Here is a 25,723-nt window from a genome sequence, read left to right on the forward strand (position 1 = left end):
GACTGTGGACAATGCCCGAGTTATCCACAAGATGGTGCCGACGGCCAGCGCCGGCCTGACGAACGTGCTGCGCTTGTTTGCAAGGGATCCGCACTCCAACATCTACGGAGGAGCATCATGACGACCTGGACACTAACCATCGAGCAACTTGGCAGTCACGGCAGCATTCACGGCCAAGCCCGCGGCCATCAGGAGGCGACGGCTGCGTTAGTCGACGCAGTTCGTGGCCACATACTCGATGCAGTTGTGCCTGCCAAGTACGCCCTCGATATCGACGGCGAGGCAGTTGCGTTGCTGGTCTGCGTCGACGATGGACGTGGTCGGCCGGACATGGCCGCCACCCTGGAACTGCTTGAGCGCATCAACCTCGCCGAGAACCTACGCACCGTCACCGTTGACTGATGCGACCAGCCTGGAAGGTGACGTGAACGCGTTCCAGCTCGTGGCGTAGGGACCCAACGATGTGCTGTCAAGGAACTCGATGCGGCCCGGCGAGCGAAGCCATTGCGGAAGCGCGTGCTATCGCTGCCGACCGCAGAGGAACAAGCTGCGCAACAGAGTGTCGCCTGCCAGCCTGAAGGGACCATTGGGTTGCCATGAGCATGGGACCGGGTTGGGTCCGGTCGCGGGCCGTGTGCTGATGGTGGCCGACGATCGGGCTGTTGGTCAATCCGAGTGGGCCGGATCGGCTGGTTTGCCGCGGCGGGGCTTCTGCCGTTGCCGGTAGGATTCGCCCTCGACGACGAGTTCGTAGGCCGCGGACTGGAGCCGGTCCATCGCCGATTGCGCCAGCAGTGGGTCGGCCATCATGGTCAGGATCTCCGGAGGTTCCCGGTTGCTGGTGATCACCGTGGAGGCCTTGCGGTGGCGCTCGACGATCAGTTCGTAGAAGTCGTTGGTCTCGGGTGCTTCGAGTCGGTGCAGGGCCAGGTCATCGATGATCAGCAAGTCGACGCGGTGCAGTTTGCGCATCTCGTCTTCGTAGCTGCTGTCGAGGCGTGCTCCGCGCAGTCGTTTGAACAGTTTGTCGGCGCGTTCGGTGTGAACAGTGTGGTGGCGGCGGACCGCGATGTGTCCTAATGCGTTGGCCAGGAACGTCTTTCCGACCCCGACCGGCCCCATGATCAATACGTTGTAGGCGTCGGCGAGGAACCTCATCGAGGTGAGTTCGGCCCAGAGTTCGCGGTCGAAGGTGACCGCGGTCGAGTCGTCCCATGCCGCCAGGTGCATCTGCGGGTCCAGGTGGGCGGTCTTGGCGCGGCGTTGCTCGGATTGCCGGTCGCGGCGGGCGACCTCGTCGGCGAACAGCATTTCCAGGAAATCGTGGTGCGGCAGCCGATTCGACCGTGCCAACGCCAACCGCTCGGGGAGGGTGTCCAGGAGCTGGCCGAGCTTGAGCCTGCGCATCAGCGACTTCAGCTCCGGGGTGATCTCGATCGGTTTGACCGCCGGGTCGGCGGCGGGACGGCGAGTGGCGCTCATGACGGCCTCCTGACCGCGAAATCGGTGGTGGAACGGACGAACCGGGACGGAGCCGGTGGCGGCAGCAGCGTCAGCTGCTGACCGGTGGTGGCGCGGGTGAGCATGCGGTCGATGACGCCGACGTCGACGACCTCGGCGTCCAGTGCTCGGCGGCAGGCATCGTCGACGGCGTCGGCGCCGTGGCGGCGCACCAGCCCGAGCAGCCGGTAGACCTGCCGCATCTTCGTCCAGGGCAGTGGATGCTCGAGGACCGCCGCCGCATAGGAACCGACATGAGCGCCGTGATCGAATGCTTTGCGTTGCAACGTATTCAGGTCTCGCATCGCATAGGCGGTGAGCTCGCTGGGCAGGTCGGCCGGATCGGTTTGGCGGCGACCGGCTCCGACTCGGGGGTGGACCTTGATCAACTCGCCACGGAAGTAGAGCTTCACCGTCTGCGAGTCGACGCGGGCGGACAGGCGCTGCCCGACGAGATCACCGGGAATGCTGTAGAGCGCCTGACAAATCTGAACATGCCGGTCCGGGGCGACCTTCGGGTTCACCCAGGTCGGAATATCGAAGGCAGTGTCGGGCAACGGTTTCAGCTTCGGGTGCTCGTCGGTGGTGAACACTTCGGCCGGACGTAGTCGCGTGGTGCCATGTATTCTCATTCCCGCGGTCTCCCGGCACCACCGCTGCGCGCGTTCCCGGCAGTCGGCCAGGTCTCGGAATTGTTCTCCGGCAAAGAAATTCGACCGTGCGTAAGGAACACAGCGTTCGACGCGGGGCTTGTCCTGCGGGCTGCGGATCCGCGCCGGATCAACCACGAACCCACGAGACTCGGCATATTCGCGGAACGAATCGTTCAACCGGGGATCTGTCGCGTTCGCCCGGTCGACGATGGCTTTCATATTGTCCGGGATCGCGACAGCGAACACACCGTCGAAGAACACCCACGCCGCTTCGAATCCGGCGATGACGTCGTTGAGTGTTTCCCGGTAGGTCGGGAAGACGAACATGTGCCGCGAATACACCGCGGTGAAGATCAGACCCTTCACCACCCGGCGACGGCCCTCGACGTCGGTCAGCAACCCGAGCCGGCCGAAGTCGACCTGCACTTCCGCACCGGGTTCGCAGTCGGCCACCCGCACGGTCGTGCGCCGCTTCCCGAACCCCAATTCCGTTGTGGCGTAACGGTTCAACGTCCGATACGACACCACCACGCCACGGCGGGCCAGCAGAATATGAATCTTGGTCAGGGTCAGGCCCTGATCCAGCCATTGTTTGATCTGCTCGGACTGACCGGCGAGTGTCTCCCACACATCGCTCTTACCGTTCGGTCGAGACCTGCGAACCCCGGCGATCACCGCCGCCAGCAGCTCATCGGTCAACTGCTCCACACCCTCGTCGCGGTCCACGCCACACGACTGCGCTCGCTCGACATACCGGCGCACCGTCTTGCGGTCAGTGCCCGACAGCCGGGCCACCTCCCGCAAGCCGCGACCCTGCAGCCATAGCCGCAGCATCTCCCTGATCTCGATCACCGAAACCTCCCGGTAGCTCATCTGGCCAATACAGCGGCCGAGCGACCGGAAGCCCCGAAGCCACGCCGGGTGGTCCCATAACTGGCAAAACCGCTAGTCAGGTGGTCCCATCAGTGGCAAACAGGGTGGTCCCATACTCATGGCAAAACCGGCTCCGAAGTGGTCCCTTCCTCCTGGCAGCCGACAACAGAGCGTCGGTGAAACCTGGAATCAGGTGGCGTGGGCCGGATACGGAGTCCAGCAAGCCCACAACGAAGTTCAACAGCGTGGCGCCGGGATCTACGGCGAAGAACTACTCGCCTGGAGCTGTGGCTGTCGGGAGCAATTTTCTGGTCAGGTGCAAACTATTGCGCCGTGAACTGATCGAATTCTATTGGAAGTTGGCGTACGCCTGCACGCCAACTTCCCCTACTAAGCTGCCGCCGAGCTCGGGCCGTCCTCTGGGTCGTCATCGTCCAAAAACTCTTGTTCGATTTCTCTGAGCCGATCGCAGATCCGCAAGATTTCGTCGCGGCGTTCTTGTTTTCGGAACTCCCAGATCCAAAGATTTATGGCCGCCGTTGAGTTCTCGCTGAGACAGAACTGAGCGTAGCCGGGACCGCGTTCTACGGTGTGATCTAGCCGCTTCTTCTCTGCTTGTGACTGGACCGCTGGAATACGCGAAGCCGGCACCACAAGCCGATCCTTGGCAGTAGCTCGTAAACCTACAAGCTCGGCTGCCGCCATCATCGTGGCCCGAATGCTACTGGCACGTTTGGGGGCCAGCCCAAGTCGAATCAGATCTGATTCGATGCCGGTGTCCTGTGGCAGAGTTTTACCATTGTATTGCTCAAATATCGAGCGGTAGATGGGAACGCTCATCCATAGGGCTATCAAGGCGTCGGGCCTCTTGTGTTCATCGAACAGGTCGAGGGCGATATCGGTAATGCGCACGCTGCCTGGGCCTCCGGGTTCGAAAACTCCGTAGATCATGCACGTCGCCATGCGTGATGTGAAAGCACCAGAGTTGGTTGTCTGGCCTACCCGGGCTGCGATCTGGCTCCGCGTGGGATTCAGCCCATCTTTGTATGCGGCTTCGACGGTTTCCAGCACCGTCGCTAGGCTCACGCGAGGAAGCCCTTTCGCAACGTCTGCTCGTACGCTCGTAGGGCTGGGCTCGGCCGGTTGTTCTGGCTGCGGCAACGGCTGCTGCTGGGGCTGCTGCTCGTCGTCACCATCGCTCATCACTGCCTCCTGAATTCATTGCAAGCTGCTATGACAGGCGGTGAGCGTAGCCGGATGCGTGCCGAGCGTGGGCAGAATCACGCGATCGCCCCATCGAAATAGGCACATCTCGCGCTAACGCACGCGGCCCATGGGCGTCGCCTCACGCAACTGTGTAGGTGCACCAACAGAACTGGGGTTCAAGGGTGCCGCCTGGAGCCGTGTTGGTGATCGCGTTCCGGCTCTAGCGGCGCCCTGTCTGTGGTGGTGGTGTCGATGATGGCGGTCATGCAGGCGGGACCCAGATGCACGATGGTGCGGGTTCAGGCGCTCGAGATCAAGCGCGTGGCGGGGCGGGCGGTCGGTTGCTGGCCCGCAACAGCTCAAGTGCGGGTGACCGGCTCCAACTGTGTGGATGAGCCGATACTGATGCAGGTGAACCTGCGGGTGGGCCGGACCGGCGTTGACACGGCCATTACCCGGTGATGACATGCAATGGACTACGACGTGTCCCTATTCTCCGACGCCGAGACCGGCGAAGACGCCGTCGTCTATCGTGGCGGACCATCGTGTCAACGGTCGTCCGAGAAATCCGGGCGGATGGCCAGTTCTGTTCCGGTTGTGTGGACATCGGTTCTCCGGACCGCTGGCTGCGGTTTCTCCGGGTAGGACTTGAGGACGGCGTGGGGCGGAGTGCATTGTGATGGTCGTGTCCGAGGTCCTCGATGCTGATGTCGTCGCCGAAGGCGTGGATGCGATGCAGTCGCCTGCGTCGCGTCCGTGCGGTTCGTGCCCGTATCGACGTGATGTGCCGAGTGGGGTGTGGCATGCCGAGGAGTACGAGAAGCTGCGTGCCTACGATCTCGACATTGCTTTGCAGCCGCATGGATTGTTCCAGTGCCATCAGACCGACGCCGACAGTGAGGTGCGACGGCTGTGTGCCGGCTGGGTCGGCTGCCACGGCGAGCAGCTGCTGGGGCTGCGGTTGGCGCTGGTGAGGGGCCGCATCAGCGAGACCACGTTCCAGGCCGCGGTCGACTATCGATCGCCGGTGCCGCTGTTCAGCTCCGGCGCCGAAGCCGCCAATCACGGGCAGGCGGATATCGCGCACCCAAGTCCGGAGGCGGTGAAGGCGATCACCAGGATCAGCCGACGCAGATCCGACTTGGCGTGAGGGCAACCGGCAGCCCGGTGTCGAGTCGGGCCAAGGGCATCAACCCCATTCCCGGCGAGGCCAGCCGGTGGGAATCGCCTTTTGTGAGCACCAGGTGCGCGTGATGCAACAAGGCGATCGACTGTGGAGGTGGCCCAAGTTTTGGCACGAGGCCCTCAGAAGCAATCCACTCGAACCAGCGGCCCCAGGAGCGGTTGAGCAAGTTGCCCGCCGCGTTGTCGTGACCTGATCCGTTCTACGCGGTACCACCTTGCTTGCCGAGTTCGGAGCGCAACTGGGCAATCACGAGGTCCTGTTCCTTGAGGGCGGCTTTCAGATCGAGGTTCTCGTCTGCCAGCTGTGCTAGCTCTTGCTCCATCAAATCGATGAACGCGTCGACTTCGTCCTTGTCGTAGCCTCCCGGACCGCTCAGGCGGAACGAGGCGCGGCGCTGCTCGTCATCGGTCACCCAAGCGATGATATTCGCCGATCTATATCAGGTCCGTATTTTCGCCCGCTCGATACCCCTCGGTGAACGAGCCGGAGTCGATGGGCGGGTTGTAGGCGCTTCGGCGCAGCGTAGGGAGCGCCTGCTTCTTGGCGATCTCGGCGCGCTTGGCGTCGGCGGCGAGTGTTCGGGTCTGAAGATCGCTGCCGGTGCGATTGTCGGCTTCAGTCGCGGCCGCCGTTTCGGCTGTACGAAGGCGAGCCCTGACGCTGAGGCTGAAGCCTTGCATCCAGCTGATCTGGTGGTTGCGGTCGGGTGGGGCGGATGTTGTTGCCTGCCTGAGCATTCGGGTGAGGAGAGGACGGTGCAGAAGGCGTACGCGGTCGAGATGGCGTGGGACACCGTAGATTTCGACCGTTGCCGAGTGCTGGCTGTGGAGCCAATATGCCGAAGAGCAGTGCAAGGCGGACGCTATCCGGGCAAGGAGAATGATCTGTTGGTGTAGGTAGTCGCCGTGCAGTGGGAAGTCTTCACGCACAGCAATGTCGGGGCCGGTCTGGCTCGGTGGTCGGACGTCGTTGTAGGCGATTCCGTGTTTGGCGAGGAGATGGAACGCGCAGTTTTCGGCGGTCTCGCCTTCCGGAGTTCCGGCGCAGCCTTCCGCCTTCGCGAGCAGCTTGGCGATGAGGTCGATTGCGTTCTGCTTGCCGGGCTCGGTCACTGTTACCACCTCCAGTCGTCGGGCTAAGCCAGTTTCGCGTCCTCGACATCGAGATACTTTCTGGCCTGACGGATTACCCGGCCGACGGCGTGCTTGCTGAAGCCGTTGACCCGAATTGCAATGTCCGGGTAGCTAAGCCGCTCCTCATGGCGGAGGCGGAGTATCTCGCGAACGGCATCGAGATCGCGGCGGCACGCCGGATCTTCCGCGCATACCCTCTGCGCGATGGTCTCCCATCCGATGGCAGCATGTGCGGACGGGTGCGGCGATATCGCGTGGCCAGTGGTTTGCCGGTGCGCAGCGATGCGCAGGACGCTATGAGCTTTCTCGTCGTCGGCTGCGCGGTCGACCTGCTCGAAATCCAGGTCATCCTTGTGGTGTGCAGCGACGGGATCGGTGTGGTGCGCATGACTGCGCATCGCATTCGTTCCTGTGCCGGTAGCGGTGCGCGCTCTCGGAGTTGGCTGGAATATGAAGTGCTCGGGCGTACTGCTTACTGGTACTGGCTCCATGGCAGGGACTTTCGGGACGTTCACCCTGGAATCGTTCTCCGCGGTGGGCCATGGGTTCGGCGTCTTGAGGTCGAGCAGTGCGGATGCGCCACGCAGCACAGCGATCTGCTCGATCAGTGCTTCACGATGGTCCCGGCCAGCAATCCGAACCAGACCGCCGTCCTTCGTAGCGCGCCGCATTGCCGTTCGGAGCCGCGCCTCTGCCCTCCGCATCGTTCGATCGTTCGCGCCCGCGGTATCGCGGGCGAAGCGTGCGTCGTCGACGGCTAGCGCCACCGCGACCAGCCGTCGCTGAGCGACCGCGTCGGAGGATGTTCGGCCCAGATCTGGATCGGCCAGGCCCAAGCGAACGAGTATTCGCTCCGGAGTCAAAGTCCAGTTGATTCGCGACCAACGGCCGGTGCGGATACGCCGCTCGAGTGCCATGCTCCGTTCCCAGCCCCACGCAGCGACGAGTGGTGCGCTGAGCCGGATGAGGAGCGTTCCCGCGTTATCGGCTTCGGTTGCCGACAGAACGGCGCTCAGCGCGGTCAGCACCCACATTGCGATCCCGTCGACGCTGCTCGGAGCATCGGCGCGCTGTGCTGTGCGAGCACGGAGTGCGCTCGTGACGACCATGATCTCCAGGAACGCGAAGAAAGCGATTCGCAGGAAGACGGGCAATTGCAGGGTGTCGCTCATAAAGATCCACATGCCTTGAGCGCTGACGCCAGTGGCGATAGCTGCTGCCAGCGTCGTGCCAATGTGCTCGCTGGTCCATCCACGGTGGACCGAAATACGAACTATCCGGTGGGCGAGCGCGATGAGCAGGCGGATGGCCGCCAAGAAGGCAATCGTCATAAGGACGGCTGCGACTGGATGGTTGTCGATTGCTTCGATCAGCGTTTCGTAAATATTGGAGATTTTTGTGGGCATGACAGAGTCTCCATAATTTCGCAACCGCGGCGGGCGGGTAGAGGTGGGTTCTCACTCGCGATTCAGATGGTTAAGGTATTTGCGTATTTCGGTGGTGTGCCGATCGCAGTCAGGAGCGTGGCCGGTCTCTCGGTCATCGGGATGAGAACCTGATTCAGGCCCCCAATCGGTGATCCGGAAGCCGCAGGAGCAACACGTCCAGGAGATCGACGGCCACGGCATGCCGGGGCGCGGATTGCCTGCGACATAGTCGAACGAGGCTTGTTCCGGCGCCCACTCCCTGTCGAGCCGGAGCGCTCTCGATACCTCGTTCCATGACCGGCCCATTCCACGGCTCTCTCGCGTGTAGTCGCTGATCATGCGGTGGAGTTGGAACGTCAGCAGCGTCGCGACTTCGACGCCGAGCAGCGGATCGACAGGAGCTTCGAGTTGGGCCGATGAGGCGTTGGCCGGCCGAGTGGTTACCGCAGACTCGCCACCGTACCTACGCAGGATTTCGAAGATGATCTTTTGTAGTGCCTCGCGGGCATCACAGGTCGGAGGGATCATCGCGACCCTCCATTGTTCCGGTGGGTCCAGAGAATTACAGCCAAGCCAATACCGGCAAATGTGGTGCCGACGAGTGCGATCAGGTTAGTCCTGTGAAGGCGCAACCTAAGCTGTTGCCGAGTTATTATTCGAAGTTCTGGCTCGGTTCTCCCGGGAAGCGATTCGAGAATTAAATCCCATCCAGCGGCTTCGGCTTCAATAGCTGCCTTCGCCGACCATTGCTCTGGTTTTGGGCATGCTGAATCAAGCGCGGGCATGTTGCCCTCCTCGCGGATTGGGTGTTGTGTCGGTAGGCCGGGGTCGGAGAACTGTCGAACTCTGGACTGACTCCCGGCGCAACTATGTGTAGAAAATTACACACTCACTATCCATGAGTGTCAAGCGAACTACACACTTATTGCTCCGGCGTGTTGCCGATCTGGTAGACCCTTTCGCGGGACAGTTGCGCCGCCTCCGCGATTCGTACGCGGGATACCTTGGCGTTGAAGGCTGCTCGAATGGCGCGGTCGCGGGCCTCGATCGCCTCGGCGGCCTTGCGTGCCGACTCTCGTACGGCGGCGAGCAGTCGCTGCTCCTCGGGCGATTCGGGCACAGCCACCGATGGTAGTGGGTGGACGGGGCGTGGCGGAGGTGCGGGTTTACGCGTGTGGTGCTGCCGCCGAATTGCCGTTTGCTGTGCGGATGCTGCTTGAAAAACTCACCGGCGTGTCGGTGAAGCGACACGCCGAGAGGGGTGTTCCGAAGCCATCGTCAGGGTTCCGGCAAAGTCTGCTCGCATGAGCTGACCTGCGGTTTTGTGCCCGATTTGTCCGACACGCGGGCAAGGAATTGAGGGGCGGGCACGGCAGCACTCGAGATGATCGGCTCTTCGACAAGTTTTCACATCCGGAGTTCTGCCGTGCCCGCTTCATCATCTCCCACCTCTGTCCTGGCCGTCGAGTTGTCTTGTGAGGGTGGTGAATCGGCCCGGCTGCCTGGTGTGGTGAGTTTGCTGGAGTTGCTGGGTGAGGTGGCCGATCCTCGGGCTCGTCGCGGTGTCAGGTATTCGGCGGGGGCGATTTTGGCGGCTGCGCTGGCCGCGGTGCTGGCGGGTGCGCGGTCGTTGACCGCGATCGGTCAATGGGTCGGCGAGGCACCGGTGACGGTGTTGTCGCAGTTGGGTTTTCAGGGTTCGGTGCCGGCGGAGTCGACGATCCGCCGGTTCCTGCAAGCCCTGGACGCGGATGCGTTGGACAAGGTGATCGGCGAATGGATGTGGCGCAAAACAAGGGGGATGCGGGGTCGGCGGGTGGTGTCGTTCGACGGTAAATCCTTGCGTGGCACCCGCGAGGGTGACGGTCGGCCGATCCATCTGCTCTCGGGCGTCTGCCAGCGGCTCGGGGTAGTCCTGGGACAGATCGGCGTGGGCTCCAAAACGAACGAAATCCCCATGCTGCGTGAGCTTTTGGCGGGAATCGACATCGACGGGATGATCATCACCGCCGATGCGATGCACACCAACCGCGACACCGCCACCTACATCACCGACCTCGGCGGGGACTACCTGCTGACCGTGAAAGACAACCAACCCCGCTTGCGCAAGGCATTGAAGAAACTGCCCTGGCATTCGGTCCGCACACACGACCGCACCCGCACCCGCAGGCACGGCCGCGAAGAAACCCGCACCCTCAAAGCCCTCGCCATCCGCGGCCCCGATATCGAGTTCCCCGGCGCCCGGCTGGCGTTGAAAATCACCCGCCGCCGCGTCGATGCCAAGACCCGCAAATTCCAGTCCGCCACCATCTACGCCATCACCAGCCTGACCGCCGCCGACGCCACACCCCGGCAGATAGCGGCCTGGTTGCGTGGGCACTGGCACATCGAGAACCGGGTGCACTGCGTCCGCGATGTCACCTTCGACGAAGACCGATGCCGGGTCCGCACCGGCGCCGGGGCGCAAGTGATGGCCACCCTGCGAAACACAACGATCGGTCTGTTACGCCTCCGCGGTCATCACAGCATCGCCGCTGGCCTCCGCCACCACTCCTACCAGCACGAACGCCCCTTAGAACTACTCAAAAGTTGCTGAAACAGACTTTGCCGGAGCCCTGAAGCCATCGTCGGATCGTTTGTGGTGACGCTGGGGCTGGCGTGGTCCGAGTCGGCCCAACCTCTCCGGTGAATGGTGGTGCAGCTATTGGGAACCTGCCATTGTGGCTCTCCATTTACTCTCCACTTTGGCCGCCACAGCCCGCCATAACAGACCATATGGCCTGTTGGCGGCGGAGTGAAAACACCTGGTAGAAGCGAGATTTGCCATATGGCACGTGATGACGTATGTGCCCTCGGCAGGATTCGAACCTGCGACACCGGCTTTAGGAGAGCCGTGCTCTATCCCTGAGCTACGAGGGCGGGTGGATGGTGGTCCACCGGGACGATGGGAGTCTACCGGGTGTGGGCGGGTTGGGCCGCATCGCTGGGGTGTGACGGTGGTGGGATCGGGTCGGGTGGGGTCAGAAGTCGCCGCCGGAGTCGTAGCCGCCGCCGTCGAAACCGCCGCCGCTGTCGAAGAAGTCGCCGCTGTCGTAGCCGCTCGAGTCGTAGTTGCCGTAGTCGGATCCACCGGTGTCGTAGCTCGCGTCGTCGTATCCGCCGTTGTCGTAGCCGCTGTCCGCGGCGGCCAGCCCGTCTTGGTAGCCGTCGCCGTAGCCGCTTTCGAAGCCTTGGGCGTCGTAGTGCACGCCTTCCATGCCGGAGAACAGGGTGGTGAACAGGAGTGCGGAGCCGAGGCCCCAGGCGCCGCCGATCAGCGCGGGTTTCCACCACGGCTCGGAGTACCAGCCCGCGGGGACGGGGCGTCCGGCGACGCGGCCGCCGGGATAGTAGTTGGGTGTGGTGGCCGACGGGTTCGGGGATGCGGTGATCTGCCTGCCGTCGTAGTCGATGGTCCGGTTCTCGGTGACTTGACCGGCGGTGTTCTGGCCGTCGAGCGCGGGCACTTCGGGGCCGGGGTCCATATTCATGGCGGTGCGCGCGGCGCGGATGTAGTAGAGGCCTTCCAGCGCGGTCTGTTTGGCGAGGCGCGCCTGCGCGGGTGTGCGGGCCTGTTCGAGCTGCGAGCCTGCGGCGATATGCCGCTCGGACGCGTCGGCCAGCGCCTGTTTGGCCGCCTCGTTGCTGCCGGTGAGGCTGTACACCTGGCCGCCGAGCCGCTCGTTCACCTGGCGGGCGTCGGCGAGCGCATCGGCCAGTTGTAGTTCCGCGCGCTGTTTGGTTCGGCGGGACTGCACGATGACGAATGCGGCGACGGCGACGACGATCACGATGATCAGCAGCAGGATGGTCACTGTTCGCACCTCTTCCGTCCGGTGTGTCGAACAGTGCCCAAGCCTAGTGGGTGGAGACGTAGTGCCTGGTCAGCCGAGCGGACGCGCCGCTTGTCGCTCTGTGTAGTCGGCCGGGTCGAACTCCCTTGTTTTCCACCGGTAGAGCACCGTCGCGCCGGGCCAGTTGTTGGTGATCCGGCCCGCCGCGTTGCGGTACCAGCTGGAGCAGAAGTTCCACGGCGTGTCTTCGAGCCTGCGCTGCAGCCAGTGATCCCAGCGCTGTTCGGCGTCCGCCTTGGCGGCCAGCGAGCGGCCGGGCCGATCGGTGAGATATTCGACGACCTGGCGGATGTAGCGCGCCTGCGATTCCAGCATGTAGACGATGGAACCGGAGCCGACGTTCGTATTCGGTCCGTACATGATGAACATATTGGGAAAGTCCGGAACGGATAGTCCCAGGTAGGCGCGGGCGCCCGCATCGCCCCAGACATCGGCCAGCTTGCGTCCGCCCGCACCGTAGATATTCATCGGCGCGAGGAATTCCGTACCTTTGAAGCCGGTGCCGTAGATGATGACGTCCACCTCGTGTTCGACGCCGTCCGCGGTGCGGATGCCCGATGGGATGATCGCCTCGATCGCCGAGGTTTCCACGGTGACGTTGGGTTGGGCCAGCGCCGGGAAGTAGTCGTTGGAGAAGAGTCCGCGTTTACAGCCGGCCGCGTAATCGGGTGTCAGCTTGGCCCGCAGCTCCGGATCGGTGACCTGTCTGGTGCGGTGCCGGTCGGCGAGCGCGATCACCGGGGTTTTGATGGCGGGAATGTCGGTGAGCGCCAACGCCATAACCTCGAAGAAGGACCATACGGCGAACCGCTCGGCCAGCCTGCTCGGCGGGAAGTATTTGAACAGCGCGTGATGCAGCGCGCTGTATTCGGTATCCGGTTTGGGCAGCACCCAGGCGGCCGAACGCTGAAACAGGGTGAGGTGGGCCGCTTTCGGCTGGATGCGCGGAATATATTGGATCGCACTGGCTCCGGTGCCGATGCAGGCCACCCGCTTACCGGTGAGGTCGACGCGATGGTCCCATTCGGCGGAGTGGAAGGCCGGGCCGGTGAACGTGTCGATGCCGGGCAGATTCGGCATGGCGGGCCGGGACAGCTGGCCGACCGCCGGGATCAGCAGGTCGGCAACGAGATTCGCGCCGTCGGCGGTGGTGACGGTCCAGCGGCCCGCGCGCTCGTCGAATTCGGCGTCGGTGACCTCGGTGCCGAACCGGATGTAGCGCGCCAGTCCGTACTTCTCGACCACCGTGCGCATATACGCGTGGATGTCGGCCTGCTCCGAAAACCGCCGTGGCCAATCGGATTTCGGCTCGAACGACCACGAGTACAGCGGGGACGGCACATCGCATGCGGCGCCGGGGTAGGTGTTCTCGCGCCAGACGCCGCCGAGGTCGGCGGCGCGTTCCAGGATGACGAAGTTGTCCAGGCCGTTGCGGCGCAGCTCCAGTGCCAGGCCGAGTCCGGCGAAGCCCGCGCCGATGATGATGATGGACGGCGATGTCATGATCTCAGCGTACGGGCGGGTACCCGCAGGTCAGAAGAGATCGCCGGACAGTGAATCCATATTTTCGGCCATCAGTTGGCGGCGAGCTGACGCGCGATGACGAGCCGCTGGATCTGGTTGGTGCCCTCGAAGATCTGCATCACCTTGGCCTCGCGCATATACCGCTCCAACGGGAAATCCTGGGTGTAGCCGTAGCCGCCGAAAACCTGGACCGCGTCGGTGGTGACCTTCATGGCGGCGTCCGTCGCGATCAGCTTGGCCACGCTGGCCTGGCGCGAGTAGGGGAGTCCGGCGTCGCGGCGGCGGGCGGCGTCGAGGTAGGTGGCGCGGGCCGAATCCACCGCCGCGGCCATATCGGCGAGCAGGAAGCCGAGGCCCTGATGGTCGATGATGTGGCGGCCGAACGCTTCTCGCTCCTTGGCGTAGGCGACGGCGTCGTCGAGCGCGCGCTGTGCCAGGCCGGTGGCCACCGCGGCGATGCCGAGCCGTCCCGAATCGAGGGCGCTGAATGCGATCGAAAGCCCTTGTCCCTCTTCGCCGATCAGCCGCTCTTCGGGCACGAACGCATCGTCGTACGCGGCCGTTGTCGTCGGGATGGCGCGCAGGCCCATCTTCTCCTCGGGCTTGCCGAAGCTCAGCCCCGCCGTGTCGCGCGGCACCAGAAAGCAGGAAATGCCGCGGGAGCCATCGCCGGTCCTGGCGAACAGCGTGTAGAAATCGGCCTTGCCGCCGTTGGTGATCCACGCCTTCGATCCGGTGATCCGGTATCCGCCATCGACTTTCGTGGCCCGGCAGCGCAGTGCTGCCGCATCCGATCCGGCCTGCGGCTCCGAAAGGCTGTACGCGCCAACGGTTTCGCCGGACAGCATATCGCCGAGCCAGCGCTGTTTCTGCTCATCGGAGCCGAAGGTGAACAGCGGATGGCAGGACAGGCCGTGCACGCTCACCGCCACCGCGACCGCCGCCCAGCGGCTCGCCAACTCCTCCAGCACCTGCAGGTAGACCTCGTACGGTTGACCACCGCCGCCGAACTCGTCCGGATACGGCAAGCTCAGCAGTCCGGCCGCGCCGAGCGCGGGAAATACGTCATCCGGGAACGTCGCGGACTTCTCGCATTCGACGACCTGCGGCTCCAGCACCTTATCCGCGATATCCCGGGTCAACTCGAGCAGGTCCCTGGCCTCCTGTGTCGGCAGCATTCGCTCAACCGCCATCTCGGCTACCCCGCAATCTCGTGACGAACGACACCTGATTGCATGCAATGTAGCACGCATTTATGGGCCGTCTACACTGGGCGAATGGTTTCGCCGCTGCCGCCGAACAAACATCGGGAGAAGAGCCTGCGCACGCGGGCGACGCTGCTGGACGCGGCTGTGGAGAGCCTGGCCGAGGTCGGCTACGGCGGTGCGTCGATCGCCGATATCACCGCGCGCGCCGGGGTGACGCGCGGCGCTCAGCTGCACCACTTCCACACTCGGGAACAGCTTTTCGCGCAGACCATCGGGCATCTGACGCAGCGGCAGCGGGAGGCGTTGCGGCGGCGGCTGCGTACGCTACCCGTGGCGTGCACCGGCGGTGCGGTGCTCGTCGAGCTGGTCACCGCCACTTTCGCGGGCAAGCTCGGCAAGGCATCGGTGGAGCTCTACGTCGGCATAGCCAACGACCGCGTGCTGCGCCGCGAGATGCTGCGCGCCCAACACGATCTCACCGTCGAACTCCTCGCCGCGTGCACCGACCGCATCGATCCCGGAATCGACAGTGCGCGAATCGAATCCGCCTTCTGGATGACCATCAACCTGGTTCGCGGCACCACCCTCGACGAAATGGTCGGCCGAGACCGCCTGCGGCGCAAGCAGGTCCTGGCCGACTGGACCGAACTCGCAGAGCTGGCCCTGCACCGCGACCCCGAGCGGCGTGACTAGTCCGCACCGCGGCGTCTGATGTCGCTTTTCCTGATGGGACCACTTAGGTCGAAACTCTCCTCGTCGGTGAACATCGGCTTGGATACGGCGACCCTGGTCACCGACCGGAACGCACCGCGGTGAGGGCGGCGGGCGTGGTGCCGAGCCACCATCGCGGATCGGCCGTGCCGTCAGTGGTCCTGCCATCGCGGTGGACGTAGTGGCGCACATCGCGATTCGGTTCGGCGAATTCGCCGTCGAGGGCGCGTTCCAACCATTCGGCGCCGAAGCGGAAGACCTCCGCGGCGACACCGCCGAGCGGGTGGAATTCGCCCTCGTAGACGCGAATCTCCTTTGGCGCCTTGACCAGTTCGTAGTTGGCAAGGGCCTGCTCCAGCGGGGTGAGCTCGTCGAATTCGCCGATGCCGTACAGCACCGGGCAGGTGATGTCGGCGACGAGGCCGCCAATTGGCATGTGCGCGGCCAAGTCTCGGTCGAAGGCCGACTCGTCGGTGTAGCCCGACATGTACATGTAGTTGTTCTTGAAGCTCGGCTGCGCACTCTCGAAGATGGTGCGGAAGTCGCCGGTCGGCGCCTCGAAGGCGGCGAGCGCGGCCAGCCGCCGATCGGTGGCGGCGGCGCGGGAACCCCAGTAGCCGCTCATGCTGATGCCGAACATGCCGATGCGGTGCGGGTCGACCTCGGGTAGCTCGGTGAGGTAGTCGAGGAAACGGCCAACGGCGCGTTCGTAATTGGTGAGGTCGACGGTCAGTCCATTGGCGCGGCTCTCGCCCTGGCCGGGGCCCTCGATGGAGAGTGCGACGATCCCGCGCGCGGTGTAATACCGCTCGGCGGTGTGGATGTAGTCCTCTTTGATCATGTCCATGCCGGGGCCGAGGATGATGGTGGGTGCGTTGCGCACCGGTCCCGCGGGCAGGTGCAGCAGCCCGTAGATCCGCTTGCCGTCGAAGTCCAGTTCGACGCGCCGGACCAGTCCGCCGCGCAGTGCGCCCAATCGTTCGACGCAGTGGTTGGTGCGTGCGCGGAAGGCGAGTTTGCGCGGATCGGCCGCATCGAAGATCGAGTACTGCGCCCGGCCCCACATCACCGCGGCCCTCGTGTAAAGGTCGGCGGCGGTGCGGGCGAAGCCATTGCGCTCATGGTGAGCGGCGCGCTCCTCGGTCTGCCCGGCGATGGTCGCCCAGGCCTTCGGCAGCATGGCACCGCTCTTGACCATGGCGAAGACCTTGTCGAAATCGGTGTGGTCGCAGCCGAGCTCTTCCAAAGTGCCCCTGGCTTCCGGGTGTAGTGCGTCGAAACCGCCCTGTGCCAAAGCGATATCGAGGGTCCAGCTCTGTCCGACGGAACGTGCGGTCATCGGAGTGATCCTTTCCAATAGTACTAAGTACTTATCTATTAAGTACTTAAGATATGCTGACTGTCAACCGTCATCTCGAGATGGAGAATCGGCGTCATGTCAGGATCGGAATCGGCCGACCGCGCGGCGGCCCTGGATCGGCTGGGTCGCGCGGCCTACCGGCTCAGCGCCGCGGATTCGCGGCTGCGCGGCCGCGCGACCCGCGCACCGGATGCACTCTCGCTGACCCATGCGCGCGCCCTACGCGTGCTCTACGAGCAAGGGCCCATGTCGATCGGGCAGCTGGCGCTCGGCACGGAAACCACGGGGCCCGCGACGACGCAGTTGGTGAACGGTTTGGTCGCGGCCGGATACGTCACGCGCGAGCGCTCGGCGCAGAGCAAACGCTCGGTGGTGGTCGCGCTCACCGATGCGGGGCGGGTGCGGTGCCGCGAACGCTTGGATGCGATGGCCGAGGCGTTGCGCGCGGAACTGGAGGACTACGACATCGCCGCGCTCGACTTCGCCACCGAGATGCTGCAGCGGATGATCGCCATCTACGACCGGCTCTGAGCCCGGATTCCATTGCCGCGCAAGGAATCCGGGCTACCCGCCGATCAGGCCAGCTCAGTGACGGTCAATTCGCCGTCGGCGAACTGGGCACGCAGCCGCTTCTTGTCGAATTTGCCGACGCTGGTCTTCGGAACCTCGGAGATGAACGTCCAGCGTTCCGGCAGTTGCCATTTGGCGAACTTGTCGGACAAGAACTCCCGCAGCTCTTCGGGTTTGGCGGCGGCGCCCTCGGCGAGTACGACCGCGACCAGCGGGCGCTCGTCCCACTTCTCGTCCGGCACACCGATCACCGCGGCCTCGGCGACGGCCGGATGGCCCATCACCGCATTCTCCAGATCGACCGAGGAGATCCATTCGCCGCCGGACTTGATCACATCCTTGGAGCGGTCGACCAGAGTCAGGAAGCCGTCGGAGCTGATCTTGCCGACGTCGCCGGTGCGCAGCCAGCCGTCGTCGAATTTCTCCGGATCGACCGGCACACCGTCGGGCGAGTAGTAGGAGGCGGTGATCCACGGACCGCGAACCTCCAACTCGCCCCAGGCTTCTCCGTCGTTCGGCAGCACGGTGCCGTCGTCGGCGACGAGCCGTGCCTGCACGCCGGCCGGGAATCGGCCCTGCGTGATCCGGTACGCCCACTCCTCTTCCTCGCTGAGCCCGGCAGGCGGATGGCAGACGCTGCCGAGCGGCGACATCTCGGTCATGCCCCATGCGTGCACGACGCGGACGTTGTGCCGGTCCTGGAAGGCGCGCATCATCGAGGGCGGCACGGCCGAACCGCCGACCACCACCGCGCGCAGATGGGTGATGTCCTGCGGTTTGGCCGCCAGCGCCGCGAGCACCCCGCCCCAGATCGTCGGCACCGCGGCGGCGAAACTCGGCCGCTGATCGGCCATGCACTCCAGCAGCGGCCCGGGCTGCAAGAAGCGGTCCGGCATAAGGAGATTCGCGCCCGCCATGAGCGCGGCGTACGGCAGGCCCCAAGCATTGGCATGGAACAGCGGGACGATGGCCAGGACCTGGTCGGTCGGGTACAGGCCCATCCCGTTGGGCGAGATCACCTGCATCGCGTGCAGCCAGTTGGACCGGTGCGAGTACACGACGCCCTTCGGGTCGCCGGTGGTTCCCGAGGTGTAACACATTGCGGCGGCGGACTTTTCGTCGATCACCGGGAAGTCGTAGGTATCCGGCTGCGCGGCGAGGAGTTCGGGGTACGCGTGCACCTGGACGCCGTCGGGCGCGGTGAGCGTGGCCGCGTCACCGTTCACCACGATGACGTGGCGCACCGTCTTCATCTTCGGCAGCAATTGGTTGAACATCGGCACCAGGGAACCGTCGACGAGCACCACCTGATCCTCGGCGTGATTGGCCACGTAGATCAGCTGATCAGGGAACAGCCGGATGTTCAGCGCGTGCAATACCGCGCCCATGGCGGGGACCGCGATATAGGCGCACAGATGCTCGGTGTTGTTCCACATGAAGGTGCCGACCCGGTCGCCGATGCCGATACCGAGGCCGCGCAACGCATTCGCCAACCGGGCCGCCTCGACGCCCAGCTCGCGATAGGTCTTGGTGCGCACGCCGCTGCCGGTCCAGGTCGATACGGTGGAATCGCCGACGAACGTCGATGCGTAGCGCAGCAACGTGGCGAGCGAGAGTTGCTCGTCCTGCATGGTGCTCAACATCGCCAAACTCCTTTTTCTACAGTGGCTTTCGCTCAGAAGGCCATGTCGGACGCGCGCACCTTCGGGGTGGCGGCGGTGATCGTGTACAGCAATCCCACCCAGCGGATCAGCTCCGGATACAGGATCGGCTTGCCGCTGGTGAGTACCGCGCAGGACAGCGCCCGCTCGGGATCCGCCCACGCGGCATTGTTCGTGAAACCGAGATGCCCGAAGGCGCGCCTGGTGTCCGGGCCGTAGAGGCTCACCACCCGGCCGCCGAGCATGTGGCCGTAGCCGAAGCCGAAGTTCATCCCGAGCGAGAGATCGGGTTCGATGCGTGACTGCGGAACAAGCGCCGCCGCAATGGTTTCCGGTCGCATCACCCGATGACCGTCGAGTTCGCCGCCCCTGCGGAAGATTTCGTAGAACCGGGAGAATTCGTTCGCGGTGCTGACCACGTTCGCCGCGGGCGCGATGATGTCGAGATAGGCCGGATCGTTACCGGTTTCGACGGCCTCCGCGTACGGCACCCCGAGTAGCCGTTCGATGGCGGTGGACAGCGGCGGCAGCGCCGGAGCCCCGGTTATGTAGTTGCGTGCGAGGAGCGGGATATCCCGCTGTGCCACACCGTAATTGGTCCAGCGGAAGCCGAGCGGCCGCAGTATTTCGGTGTCGAGCACGGTGCGGATGTCGTGCCCGGTGACCCGGTGCACCACTTCGCCGAGGATGAAACCGCCCGACAGCGCGTGATACGACTGGAATCGGCCCGGCGGCATCGATGGGTGCACCGCGCACAAATTCCGCACCAGCACTTCACGATTAGCGATGGCCTCGGGTACGAGGGCGGCGCGCGGCAGCCCGGCCACCCCGGAGCGGTGCGCGAGCACCTGTCCGATGGTGATGGATTCCTTTCCGTGGCAACCGTATTCGGGAATGTAGCGGCAGACCGGGGCATCGAGTTCGAGCAGCCCGCGATCGACGAGCAAGTGCACGACGAACGCGGTGACGCCCTTGGACGCGGAATAGGTGACGAACGGGGTGCGCGGCGTCGCAAGGACTTTCGGGGCATCCGGTGCGTCATCCGGTCCGTTGCCGCGGGCATGCCCGAGCGCGCGATCGAACACCACCTTGCCGTGCCTGCGGATGCACACCTGCACGGCCGGATGCACCCCGCTGCGATAGACCAGCCGCATGCGCCGCCAGATCTGCTCCGGGTAGTCGGGCGGCAATCCGGCCTCCGCCGGATCCACCTCCGGCCCGATGCTCGCGACGGACTCCAACTCGTCCGGGATCCGGCTCCTGCGGAGCAGGGCCGGCGGGATCGGCAGGTTCCTTGCGCGCGTCAGCATCATGCGGCAGAACCAGCCATGATCCACATCACATCGGGGATGCTACCCAAGGGTAGCCGTCGTGGGCATCCGGACCGGGAATCCGTCGCCACACCGATAGCCCGCGCCGGGCAATCGGGGTCGGGCGATCAGCCCGCGTGTGCCGGGTATGCGTGTACCAGGGCCGTATCGAGCCGGGGGACCGCGTGCGTCAGCGTATGTTCGGCCTCGTGCGCGACGTGGTGCGCGTCGGCGAGCGAAATCGTCGGCGGCACATCGAGTTCCACATCGGCGTGCAGGCGGTGGCCGATCCAGCGCATGCGCAGGCTGCGCACCCCGAGCACGCCGGGTTCGGCCGCGAGCGCGCGCTCGGCGGTATCCACCAGCTCCGGGTCGACGGCGTCCATCAGCCTGCGCACCACATCGCGCACCGCCGTGCGCAGCACCGCCAGGATGGCGATCGTGATCACCAATCCGACTATCGGGTCCGCGAGCGGGAATCCGAGCGCGACACCGCCCGCGCCGACCAGCACCGCCAGCGAGGTGAAACCGTCGGTCCTGGCGTGCAGTCCATCGGCCACCAGCGCCGCCGATCCGATCCGCCTGCCGACCCGGATTCGGTAGAGCGCCACCGTCTCGTTGCCGAGGAATCCGATCAGCCCGGCGGCCGCGACCCAACCCAGATGGTCGATGGACACCGGATGGATCAGGCGGCGCACCGCCTCGTACCCGGCGAGCAGCGCCGATATCGCGATCATCGCGACGACGAACAGGCCGGCCAGATCCTCGGACCTGCCGAAGCCGTAGGTGTAGCGCCGGGTCGCGGCCCTGGTGCCGAGCGCGAACGCGATCCACAGCGGCACCGCGGTCAGCGCGTCGGAGAAATTGTGAATTGTGTCCGCCGCCAAGGCGATCGAGCCCGAGACGAGGAATACCGCGAGCTGTAGTGCGGCGGTGATGGCGAGCACCGCCAAGCTGATCTTGACCGCGCGGATGCCGATCGCACTGGCCGCCAAGGCATCATCGACGCTGTCGGCCGAATCATGGCTGTGCGGAACGAATATCTCGCGGAGGATGCCGCGGATTCCGCCGGGGTGCTCGTGGCCGTGTGCATGCCTGTGGCTGTGCCCGTCCGGATGGCTGTGTGCGTGCGCGGACGTGTGCTCATGCTCGTGGCTGTGCGTGTGCTCGCCCGTATGTGCATGCCCGTGTGCGTAACCATCACTGTGATCATGAATTTGGCTGGAGTCGTGCGTGTGGTCCCCGCCGTGCCCGCGCTTCAAGTGGCTCATGCGCCCGCCTCCGCTCGTCGATGCCGAGCCAGCTCGCGCACCCCGGCCGCGCCCTGGTGATGTGCGGGCACTCCGGGTCCGGCGTGTTCGGCGTTGTACACCGCGTCCAGCACCAGCTGCCGGATGTGTTCGTTCTCCAGGCTGTAGAAGATGGTGGTGCCGGACCGGCGGGTGCGCACCAGCCGCGCCATGCGCAGCTTCGCCAGATGCTGGGATACCGAGGCGGCCGGTTTGCCGACGCATCCGGCCAGGTCGTTCACCGACAGTTCTTGGCCGACCAAGGCCCACAGCACCTGTACCCGGGTGGCGTCGGCCAGCATTCGGAATACCTCGACGACCAGGGCCGCCTGGTCCTCGTCGAGCGGCGGCCGTCCTCCCTGGCTATCTGCATTCATACGTAGATAATAGGGCATGGGGTGGGCGATGCCGCACGAAAAACCCCGGCGCGGCTCTAATTCGTTGCCGCGCCGGGGGTTACCCGATTTTTCAGCAGTTACGCAGTTCCGGGCTCTGATTCAGCAGCTGGGCCCGGGTGCCGATGAATTCGGTGTAGGTCTGACCGCCGACCGCGGCCAGCGGGAAGGCCGCCACCCTGTGGCAGTTCTGGAAGGCGAGCTTCACTCCGAAGTGGCGCTCCAATCCGCCGCGGATCGCGTCGGACGCCATGGCGCGCAGCAGCTGGCCGCGGGCCGTCTCATCCGGCGGTGGAACCACGTTGTCGGCGAATTCTGCTGTACCGGAACGCAATTCACCGGCCACCCGGCTGACTACCTCCCAGGCGTACGGCAGCGAATTGCGTACACATTCGACGAAATCGGCGTCGTCGACCTCACCGCGCTCGGCGCGCTCGAGTAGTGCGGCAGGAACATCGAGGGACATGTGCGCTCTCCTCCTGAATGGAGTGGATTAGTGCGATGCCCAATGATTCTAAACGAAAGTCGTTGTCAACAACCCTGAATCCGTCCCGAAAGTGCTGTGGTCAGTGCGGTTTTCGCGTCGGCGGCCAGCTGTCGGACGAGTTCGCCGGCCGGTAGCTCGGCCGCGAGCTCATGGGTTTGACCCGCCCACAGGTTGACCGCGTCCGGATTGCCCGCCGCACGGGCGGCGGCGCGCAATGGCGCTGTCGCGTAATGGATCTCGGGGTAGGCCACCGGGGCGTCCGCGCTGTAGTCGGTCATGAACCGATTGCGCAGGCCGCGGGCGCGCCGACCGGTGAAGGCGCGGGTGAGCATGGTCGGGGTCGCGGTGCCGATGGCGGCGCGGTGCACCGGATTGGTGCCCGCCTCCGGGCTGCGCAGGAACACCGTGCCGAGCTGTGCGGCCGCCGCACCCGCGGCCAGCGCCGCCGCGATGCCCGCACCGGTGCTCAAACCACCCGCGGCGACCACCGGCAGATCGACAGCCGCCCGCAGCAGTTGCAGCAGCGCGAGCAGGGTGAGCGGATCGGTGTCATCGGCCGCCACCGAATCGGTGAAGGCGCCGCGGTGCCCACCGGCCTCGGCTCCTTGGGCGACAAGGACATTCGCGCCCGCCTCGGCCGCGATCCGCGCCTCGGCCACCGAGGTGACGGTCACCCAGACCTCGGAGCCGACGGCCCGCAGCCGCGCGATCTCGGCCGCGGATGGACAGCCGAACGTGCACGACACCACCGCAACCGGTTCCGCGACAAGCAGATCCAGTTTCGCCGTCCAGTCGTCGGTATCGAATTTCGGTGTGCCGAGTTCGAATTCGCCGCGGAGGCGGTCGAGGAACGCGGCGTATTCGGTCTGTGGCGTCGGTGGGCCCGGTACGAACAGGTTGACGCCGAACGGTCCGCTCGTCAGGGCTCGGGTGGCCTTGATCCGAGTCGCGGTGTCGGCTGCGGTGAGGTATCCGGCGGCGACGAAGCCGAGGCCGCCCGCCTCGGTGACCGCCGCGGCCAATTCGGGTGTCGAAGGTCCGCCCGCCATGGGGGCGAGAACGATCGGGACGCGTATTTCGTCGAGGATCACTGCTCCAGTGTCACCTAGTTGAAGCTGTGACCCCGCTCTCACCAGCGGCGATAAATCAGAAGGTTGCGGAATGGTCACGACGGGGTAGAGTTCCCGTCACAACGGATGCCGAATCGTTACATCGACCGACACCCAGCAGAGTGTTACCGACGCTAGGACAGAGCTTTGCCGCACCATCGAGTTGGCCCCAGTTCCGTTACCGTCATGAGCCTGGTTGGCGAGGGCGTTTCGGTTCGCCCGAAGCGGCACCGCGCCGAACCGGCCACCAGCGATCGGGTGAAGGTCGCCGCGGGTGTCGCGGTTGCCACCGGTGCGTTGATCGGCACCGCCACCCAACTTCTGCCCGCCGTCGCGAGTGCGACTCCGATGCTTCCCGGCTCGCACCACCACGGTGACCAGTCCGGCAGCATCAAGCTGCAGACCAAGACCGAGCCGGTGGCCGAGACCACCCAGGTCGCCACTCCGGTCGCCGATGCCGCCCCCGCGCCCGAGGCGCCTGCCCCCGCTCCGGCCGCTCCGGTCGCCGCCCCCTTCGGTCTGCAGAATCTGCCGCCGGAGGTCGCCGGTCCACTGGCGCAGGCCGAGCAGGTGATCAAGGGACTGCAGCAGCAGGTGACCCCGGCGCCGCCGCAGCAGGCGGTCCGCCCGGTGGGTGGCGAGATCAGCTCCGGATTCGGTTCTCGCTGGGGCGAATTCCACTACGGCCTCGATTTCGCCGATCAGCTCGGCGCGCCGATCCACTCGGTGAGCAGCGGTACCGTCATCGACGCGGGCCCGGCATCCGGCTTCGGTCTGTGGGTGCGGGTGAAGCAGGACGACGGCACCACCGCGGTCTACGGTCACGTCAACGAGTTCTACGTGCATCCGGGGCAGCGGGTGAATACCGGCGATGTCATTGCGACAGTTGGCAATCGGGGCAATTCGACCGGTCCGCATCTGCACCTGGAGATTTGGGATCCGTCGGGCACCAAGATCGACCCGTATCCGTGGCTGGCCGCGAAGGGTGTTCCGATGCAGTGGGGCCCCACGCCGCACTGATCGGCTCACGTAAGGACCTATCGGTCATTAGGCTCGGGCAGGTGACCGAGCTGGGCGACATTTTCGAAGCGGGATCACCACACGGGCGTGCATACGCGGTGCTGGTGCATCATCCTCGATCGAGTTTGGCCGAAATCGCGCAGTACTTGGGCGTTTCCACCGAGACCGCCGCCGCGAGCCTGGACGTGCTCGCCGAATTGCAGGCCGCCGTCCGCATCATCACCCCGGAAGGGGGTGTGGTGTGGGACGCGCACGCACCGGAGTCGCTGTCCGAGGCCGAGGCCCGGCGCAGGCAGCACGAGATCAACCAGATGCACACGGCCGCAGCGCGTCTCAGCGAGACCTTCCGTTCGGTGCGGCGCTCGCCGCGCAGCAACGGCGCCGTGGTCCCGGTATTCGAACGCCTGGAGATGCTGGCCGATTTCGAGGAGATGCAAACGGCGGCGCGCAAGTGCGTCAAGGTGATCGAGCGCGGCCCGTACCTGAGCGATCTGGAGCGGGAACGACAGTTGTTCCTGCTCAAGCGATCTCGGCTCGGTGACGGGATCCGCTACCAAACCCTCTATCAGGACACGATTTACCAGGACGCGGAACGCCTGCGTCATGCACTGTCCACGAATGCCAGTGGCGCGCAAGCCCGTACGCTGCCCGAACCGCCCTTCAAGATGATCGTCAGCGATGACGAGCGGGCCAGCCTGGTGCTGCACGTCGACGAGCGCCGCCCCGATCCGATGGGCCTGCGCATCACCGGCTCACCCGCGCTGGACATGCTGGTGAAGACCTTCGATGTGCTGTGGTCGTTGGCCGCGCCGATTTCGGTGAATCCGACCGCGGAGGCGCTCGACGAACGCGACCGCGCCATTCTCACGCTGATGGGACTCGGCGCCACCGACGACACCATCGCCAGGCGGCTCGGCATGTCCCGCCGCACGGTGGTGCGGCGCACCGCCCGGCTGCTGGAACGACTCGGCGCGAGCACCCGCTTCCAAGCGGGTGTGCAGGCGACCAGGCGCGGCTGGCTCTGACGAGTCGCATCGAAACAGGCTCCGGCACTTGGTAGTTCCCGCCATCGATTGCGGGGGCGGCGGTTGTCGGGGCTTTCGGTCCGCACTCTGTGCTGGTTACCTCACCGCCATAGCCCTGCGGTTGGAGTTTCGGCCGGGCCGGTGAGGGGCGTAAGCCCTGGTACGCAATGCCCGACGATCGCG

General features: G+C 65.2%; 26 protein-coding genes, 1 tRNA gene and 1 pseudogene. 9 read left to right on the forward strand and 19 right to left on the reverse strand.

The annotated features are described in order from the left end of the window. The first annotated feature begins 117 nt into the window (after positions 1–117). On the forward strand, positions 118–402 hold the full coding sequence (locus F5544_RS04620) for a hypothetical protein (protein ID WP_167472020.1): 285 nt from the start codon (positions 118–120) through the stop codon (positions 400–402). A gap of 264 nt (positions 403–666) precedes the next feature. Here F5544_RS04620 and F5544_RS04625 read toward each other — a convergent pair whose 3' ends face one another. The 3 genes from F5544_RS04625 to F5544_RS04635 form a co-directional block, all read right to left on the reverse strand. After that, entirely contained in the window at positions 667–1,482 is an 816-nt protein-coding gene (locus tag F5544_RS04625; RefSeq protein ID WP_167472021.1) for an ATP-binding protein, read from the reverse strand. Beyond that, positions 1,479–3,026 carry an IS21 family transposase gene (gene istA / locus F5544_RS04630; RefSeq protein ID WP_167472022.1) on the reverse strand — a complete coding sequence of 516 codons (1,548 nt, stop codon included), beginning with the start codon at positions 3,024–3,026 and terminating at the stop codon, positions 1,479–1,481. Before istA ends, F5544_RS04625 begins: the two co-directional genes overlap by 4 nt. 390 nt (positions 3,027–3,416) lie before the next feature. Beyond that, a complete protein-coding gene (locus F5544_RS04635; RefSeq protein WP_167472023.1) occupies positions 3,417–4,229 on the reverse strand; it encodes a hypothetical protein in 813 nt (270 codons plus the stop codon). Between the two features lie 255 nt (positions 4,230–4,484). Between F5544_RS04635 and F5544_RS47005 the strand changes: the two genes are divergently transcribed. The 3 genes and pseudogenes from F5544_RS47005 to F5544_RS46185 all read left to right on the forward strand — a co-directional run bounded on the left by F5544_RS47005 (position 4,485) and on the right by F5544_RS46185 (position 5,382). Further along, the gene (locus F5544_RS47005) at positions 4,485–4,694 is read left to right on the forward strand and encodes a hypothetical protein (RefSeq protein WP_167472024.1); all 210 of its coding nucleotides are present in this window, start codon (positions 4,485–4,487) and stop codon (positions 4,692–4,694) included. Positions 4,695–4,700: 6 nt separating this feature from the next. Continuing rightward, positions 4,701–4,788 (forward strand): annotated as a pseudogene (locus F5544_RS47415) (hypothetical protein); the annotation flags it as partial. 129 nt (positions 4,789–4,917) lie between these two features. Then, a complete protein-coding gene (locus tag F5544_RS46185; RefSeq protein ID WP_238847089.1) occupies positions 4,918–5,382 on the forward strand; it encodes a DUF6283 family protein in 465 nt (154 codons plus the stop codon). Positions 5,383–5,617: 235 nt separating this feature from the next. Here the strand turns inward: F5544_RS46185 and F5544_RS04650 are convergent, their stop codons facing one another. The 5 genes from F5544_RS04650 to F5544_RS04670 all read right to left on the reverse strand — a co-directional run bounded on the left by F5544_RS04650 (position 5,618) and on the right by F5544_RS04670 (position 9,098). Next, positions 5,618–5,830 carry a DivIVA domain-containing protein gene (locus F5544_RS04650; RefSeq protein WP_275107014.1) on the reverse strand — a complete coding sequence of 71 codons (213 nt, stop codon included), beginning with the start codon at positions 5,828–5,830 and terminating at the stop codon, positions 5,618–5,620. Between the two features lie 22 nt (positions 5,831–5,852). Beyond that, positions 5,853–6,530 (reverse strand): DUF2786 domain-containing protein, encoded by a 678-nt coding sequence (locus F5544_RS04655; protein ID WP_167472025.1) that lies wholly within the window; start codon positions 6,528–6,530, stop codon positions 5,853–5,855. A 23-nt stretch (positions 6,531–6,553) separates the two neighbouring features. Beyond that, complete coding sequence (locus tag F5544_RS04660) at positions 6,554–7,957, reverse strand: hypothetical protein (RefSeq protein ID WP_167472026.1); 1,404 nt, start codon at positions 7,955–7,957, stop codon at positions 6,554–6,556. Positions 7,958–8,008: 51 nt separating this feature from the next. Continuing rightward, positions 8,009–8,506 (reverse strand): hypothetical protein, encoded by a 498-nt coding sequence (locus F5544_RS04665; RefSeq protein WP_167472027.1) that lies wholly within the window; start codon positions 8,504–8,506, stop codon positions 8,009–8,011. 394 nt (positions 8,507–8,900) lie between these two features. Next, positions 8,901–9,098, reverse strand: coding sequence for a hypothetical protein (locus F5544_RS04670; RefSeq protein ID WP_167472028.1), 198 nt, complete (start codon positions 9,096–9,098; stop codon positions 8,901–8,903). A 390-nt stretch (positions 9,099–9,488) separates the two neighbouring features. Here F5544_RS04670 and F5544_RS04675 point away from each other — a divergent pair, with 390 nt between their 5' ends. Continuing rightward, positions 9,489–10,574, forward strand: coding sequence for an ISAs1 family transposase (locus F5544_RS04675; RefSeq protein ID WP_238847090.1), 1,086 nt, complete (start codon positions 9,489–9,491; stop codon positions 10,572–10,574). 251 nt (positions 10,575–10,825) lie between these two features. Here the strand turns inward: F5544_RS04675 and F5544_RS04680 are convergent. The 4 genes from F5544_RS04680 to F5544_RS04695 form a co-directional block, all read right to left on the reverse strand. Next, positions 10,826–10,897: transfer RNA gene (locus F5544_RS04680), tRNA-Arg, on the reverse strand. Between the two features lie 101 nt (positions 10,898–10,998). Beyond that, the gene (locus F5544_RS04685) at positions 10,999–11,826 is read right to left on the reverse strand and encodes a DUF1542 domain-containing protein (protein ID WP_167478987.1); all 828 of its coding nucleotides are present in this window, start codon (positions 11,824–11,826) and stop codon (positions 10,999–11,001) included. Between the two features lie 75 nt (positions 11,827–11,901). Continuing rightward, positions 11,902–13,374 (reverse strand): flavin-containing monooxygenase, encoded by a 1,473-nt coding sequence (locus F5544_RS04690; RefSeq protein WP_167472029.1) that lies wholly within the window; start codon positions 13,372–13,374, stop codon positions 11,902–11,904. A gap of 71 nt (positions 13,375–13,445) precedes the next feature. Continuing rightward, on the reverse strand, positions 13,446–14,588 hold the full coding sequence (locus tag F5544_RS04695; RefSeq protein ID WP_167472030.1) for an acyl-CoA dehydrogenase family protein: 1,143 nt from the start codon (positions 14,586–14,588) through the stop codon (positions 13,446–13,448). Between the two features lie 84 nt (positions 14,589–14,672). Here F5544_RS04695 and F5544_RS04700 point away from each other — a divergent pair, with 84 nt between their 5' ends. Beyond that, on the forward strand, positions 14,673–15,296 hold the full coding sequence (locus tag F5544_RS04700; protein ID WP_167472031.1) for a TetR/AcrR family transcriptional regulator: 624 nt from the start codon (positions 14,673–14,675) through the stop codon (positions 15,294–15,296). A gap of 97 nt (positions 15,297–15,393) precedes the next feature. Here F5544_RS04700 and F5544_RS04705 read toward each other — a convergent pair whose 3' ends face one another. Then, entirely contained in the window at positions 15,394–16,653 is a 1,260-nt protein-coding gene (locus tag F5544_RS04705) for an alpha/beta hydrolase (protein ID WP_167472032.1), read from the reverse strand. A 96-nt stretch (positions 16,654–16,749) separates the two neighbouring features. Between F5544_RS04705 and F5544_RS04710 the strand changes: the two genes are divergently transcribed. Next, positions 16,750–17,205: a MarR family winged helix-turn-helix transcriptional regulator gene (locus F5544_RS04710; protein ID WP_167472033.1), complete on the forward strand. Its 456-nt coding sequence runs from the start codon at positions 16,750–16,752 to the stop codon at positions 17,203–17,205. Between the two features lie 44 nt (positions 17,206–17,249). Here F5544_RS04710 and F5544_RS04715 read toward each other — a convergent pair whose 3' ends face one another. The 6 genes from F5544_RS04715 to F5544_RS04740 all read right to left on the reverse strand — a co-directional run bounded on the left by F5544_RS04715 (position 17,250) and on the right by F5544_RS04740 (position 23,477). Beyond that, positions 17,250–18,887, reverse strand: coding sequence for a long-chain fatty acid--CoA ligase (locus tag F5544_RS04715; protein ID WP_167472034.1), 1,638 nt, complete (start codon positions 18,885–18,887; stop codon positions 17,250–17,252). Between the two features lie 32 nt (positions 18,888–18,919). Then, entirely contained in the window at positions 18,920–20,218 is a 1,299-nt protein-coding gene (locus F5544_RS04720; RefSeq protein ID WP_238847091.1) for a serine hydrolase domain-containing protein, read from the reverse strand. A 125-nt stretch (positions 20,219–20,343) separates the two neighbouring features. Next, complete coding sequence (locus F5544_RS04725; RefSeq protein ID WP_167472035.1) at positions 20,344–21,486, reverse strand: cation diffusion facilitator family transporter; 1,143 nt, start codon at positions 21,484–21,486, stop codon at positions 20,344–20,346. Then, complete coding sequence (locus F5544_RS04730; protein WP_167472036.1) at positions 21,483–21,881, reverse strand: ArsR/SmtB family transcription factor; 399 nt, start codon at positions 21,879–21,881, stop codon at positions 21,483–21,485. Before F5544_RS04730 ends, F5544_RS04725 begins: the two co-directional genes overlap by 4 nt. A 91-nt stretch (positions 21,882–21,972) precedes the next feature. Continuing rightward, the gene (locus tag F5544_RS04735) at positions 21,973–22,365 is read right to left on the reverse strand and encodes an SCO5389 family protein (protein WP_167472037.1); all 393 of its coding nucleotides are present in this window, start codon (positions 22,363–22,365) and stop codon (positions 21,973–21,975) included. 65 nt (positions 22,366–22,430) lie between these two features. Beyond that, positions 22,431–23,477 (reverse strand): NAD(P)H-dependent flavin oxidoreductase, encoded by a 1,047-nt coding sequence (locus tag F5544_RS04740; protein WP_174867275.1) that lies wholly within the window; start codon positions 23,475–23,477, stop codon positions 22,431–22,433. Between the two features lie 204 nt (positions 23,478–23,681). Here F5544_RS04740 and F5544_RS04745 point away from each other — a divergent pair, with 204 nt between their 5' ends. Continuing rightward, entirely contained in the window at positions 23,682–24,515 is an 834-nt protein-coding gene (locus tag F5544_RS04745; protein WP_167472038.1) for a M23 family metallopeptidase, read from the forward strand. Positions 24,516–24,556: 41 nt separating this feature from the next. After that, positions 24,557–25,540 carry a LuxR C-terminal-related transcriptional regulator gene (locus F5544_RS04750; protein WP_167472039.1) on the forward strand — a complete coding sequence of 328 codons (984 nt, stop codon included), beginning with the start codon at positions 24,557–24,559 and terminating at the stop codon, positions 25,538–25,540. The last annotated feature ends 183 nt before the right edge of the window (positions 25,541–25,723 follow it).

It is taken from the genome of Nocardia arthritidis, assembly GCF_011801145.1.
Taxonomy (GTDB): Bacteria; Actinomycetota; Actinomycetes; order Mycobacteriales; family Mycobacteriaceae; genus Nocardia; species Nocardia arthritidis_A.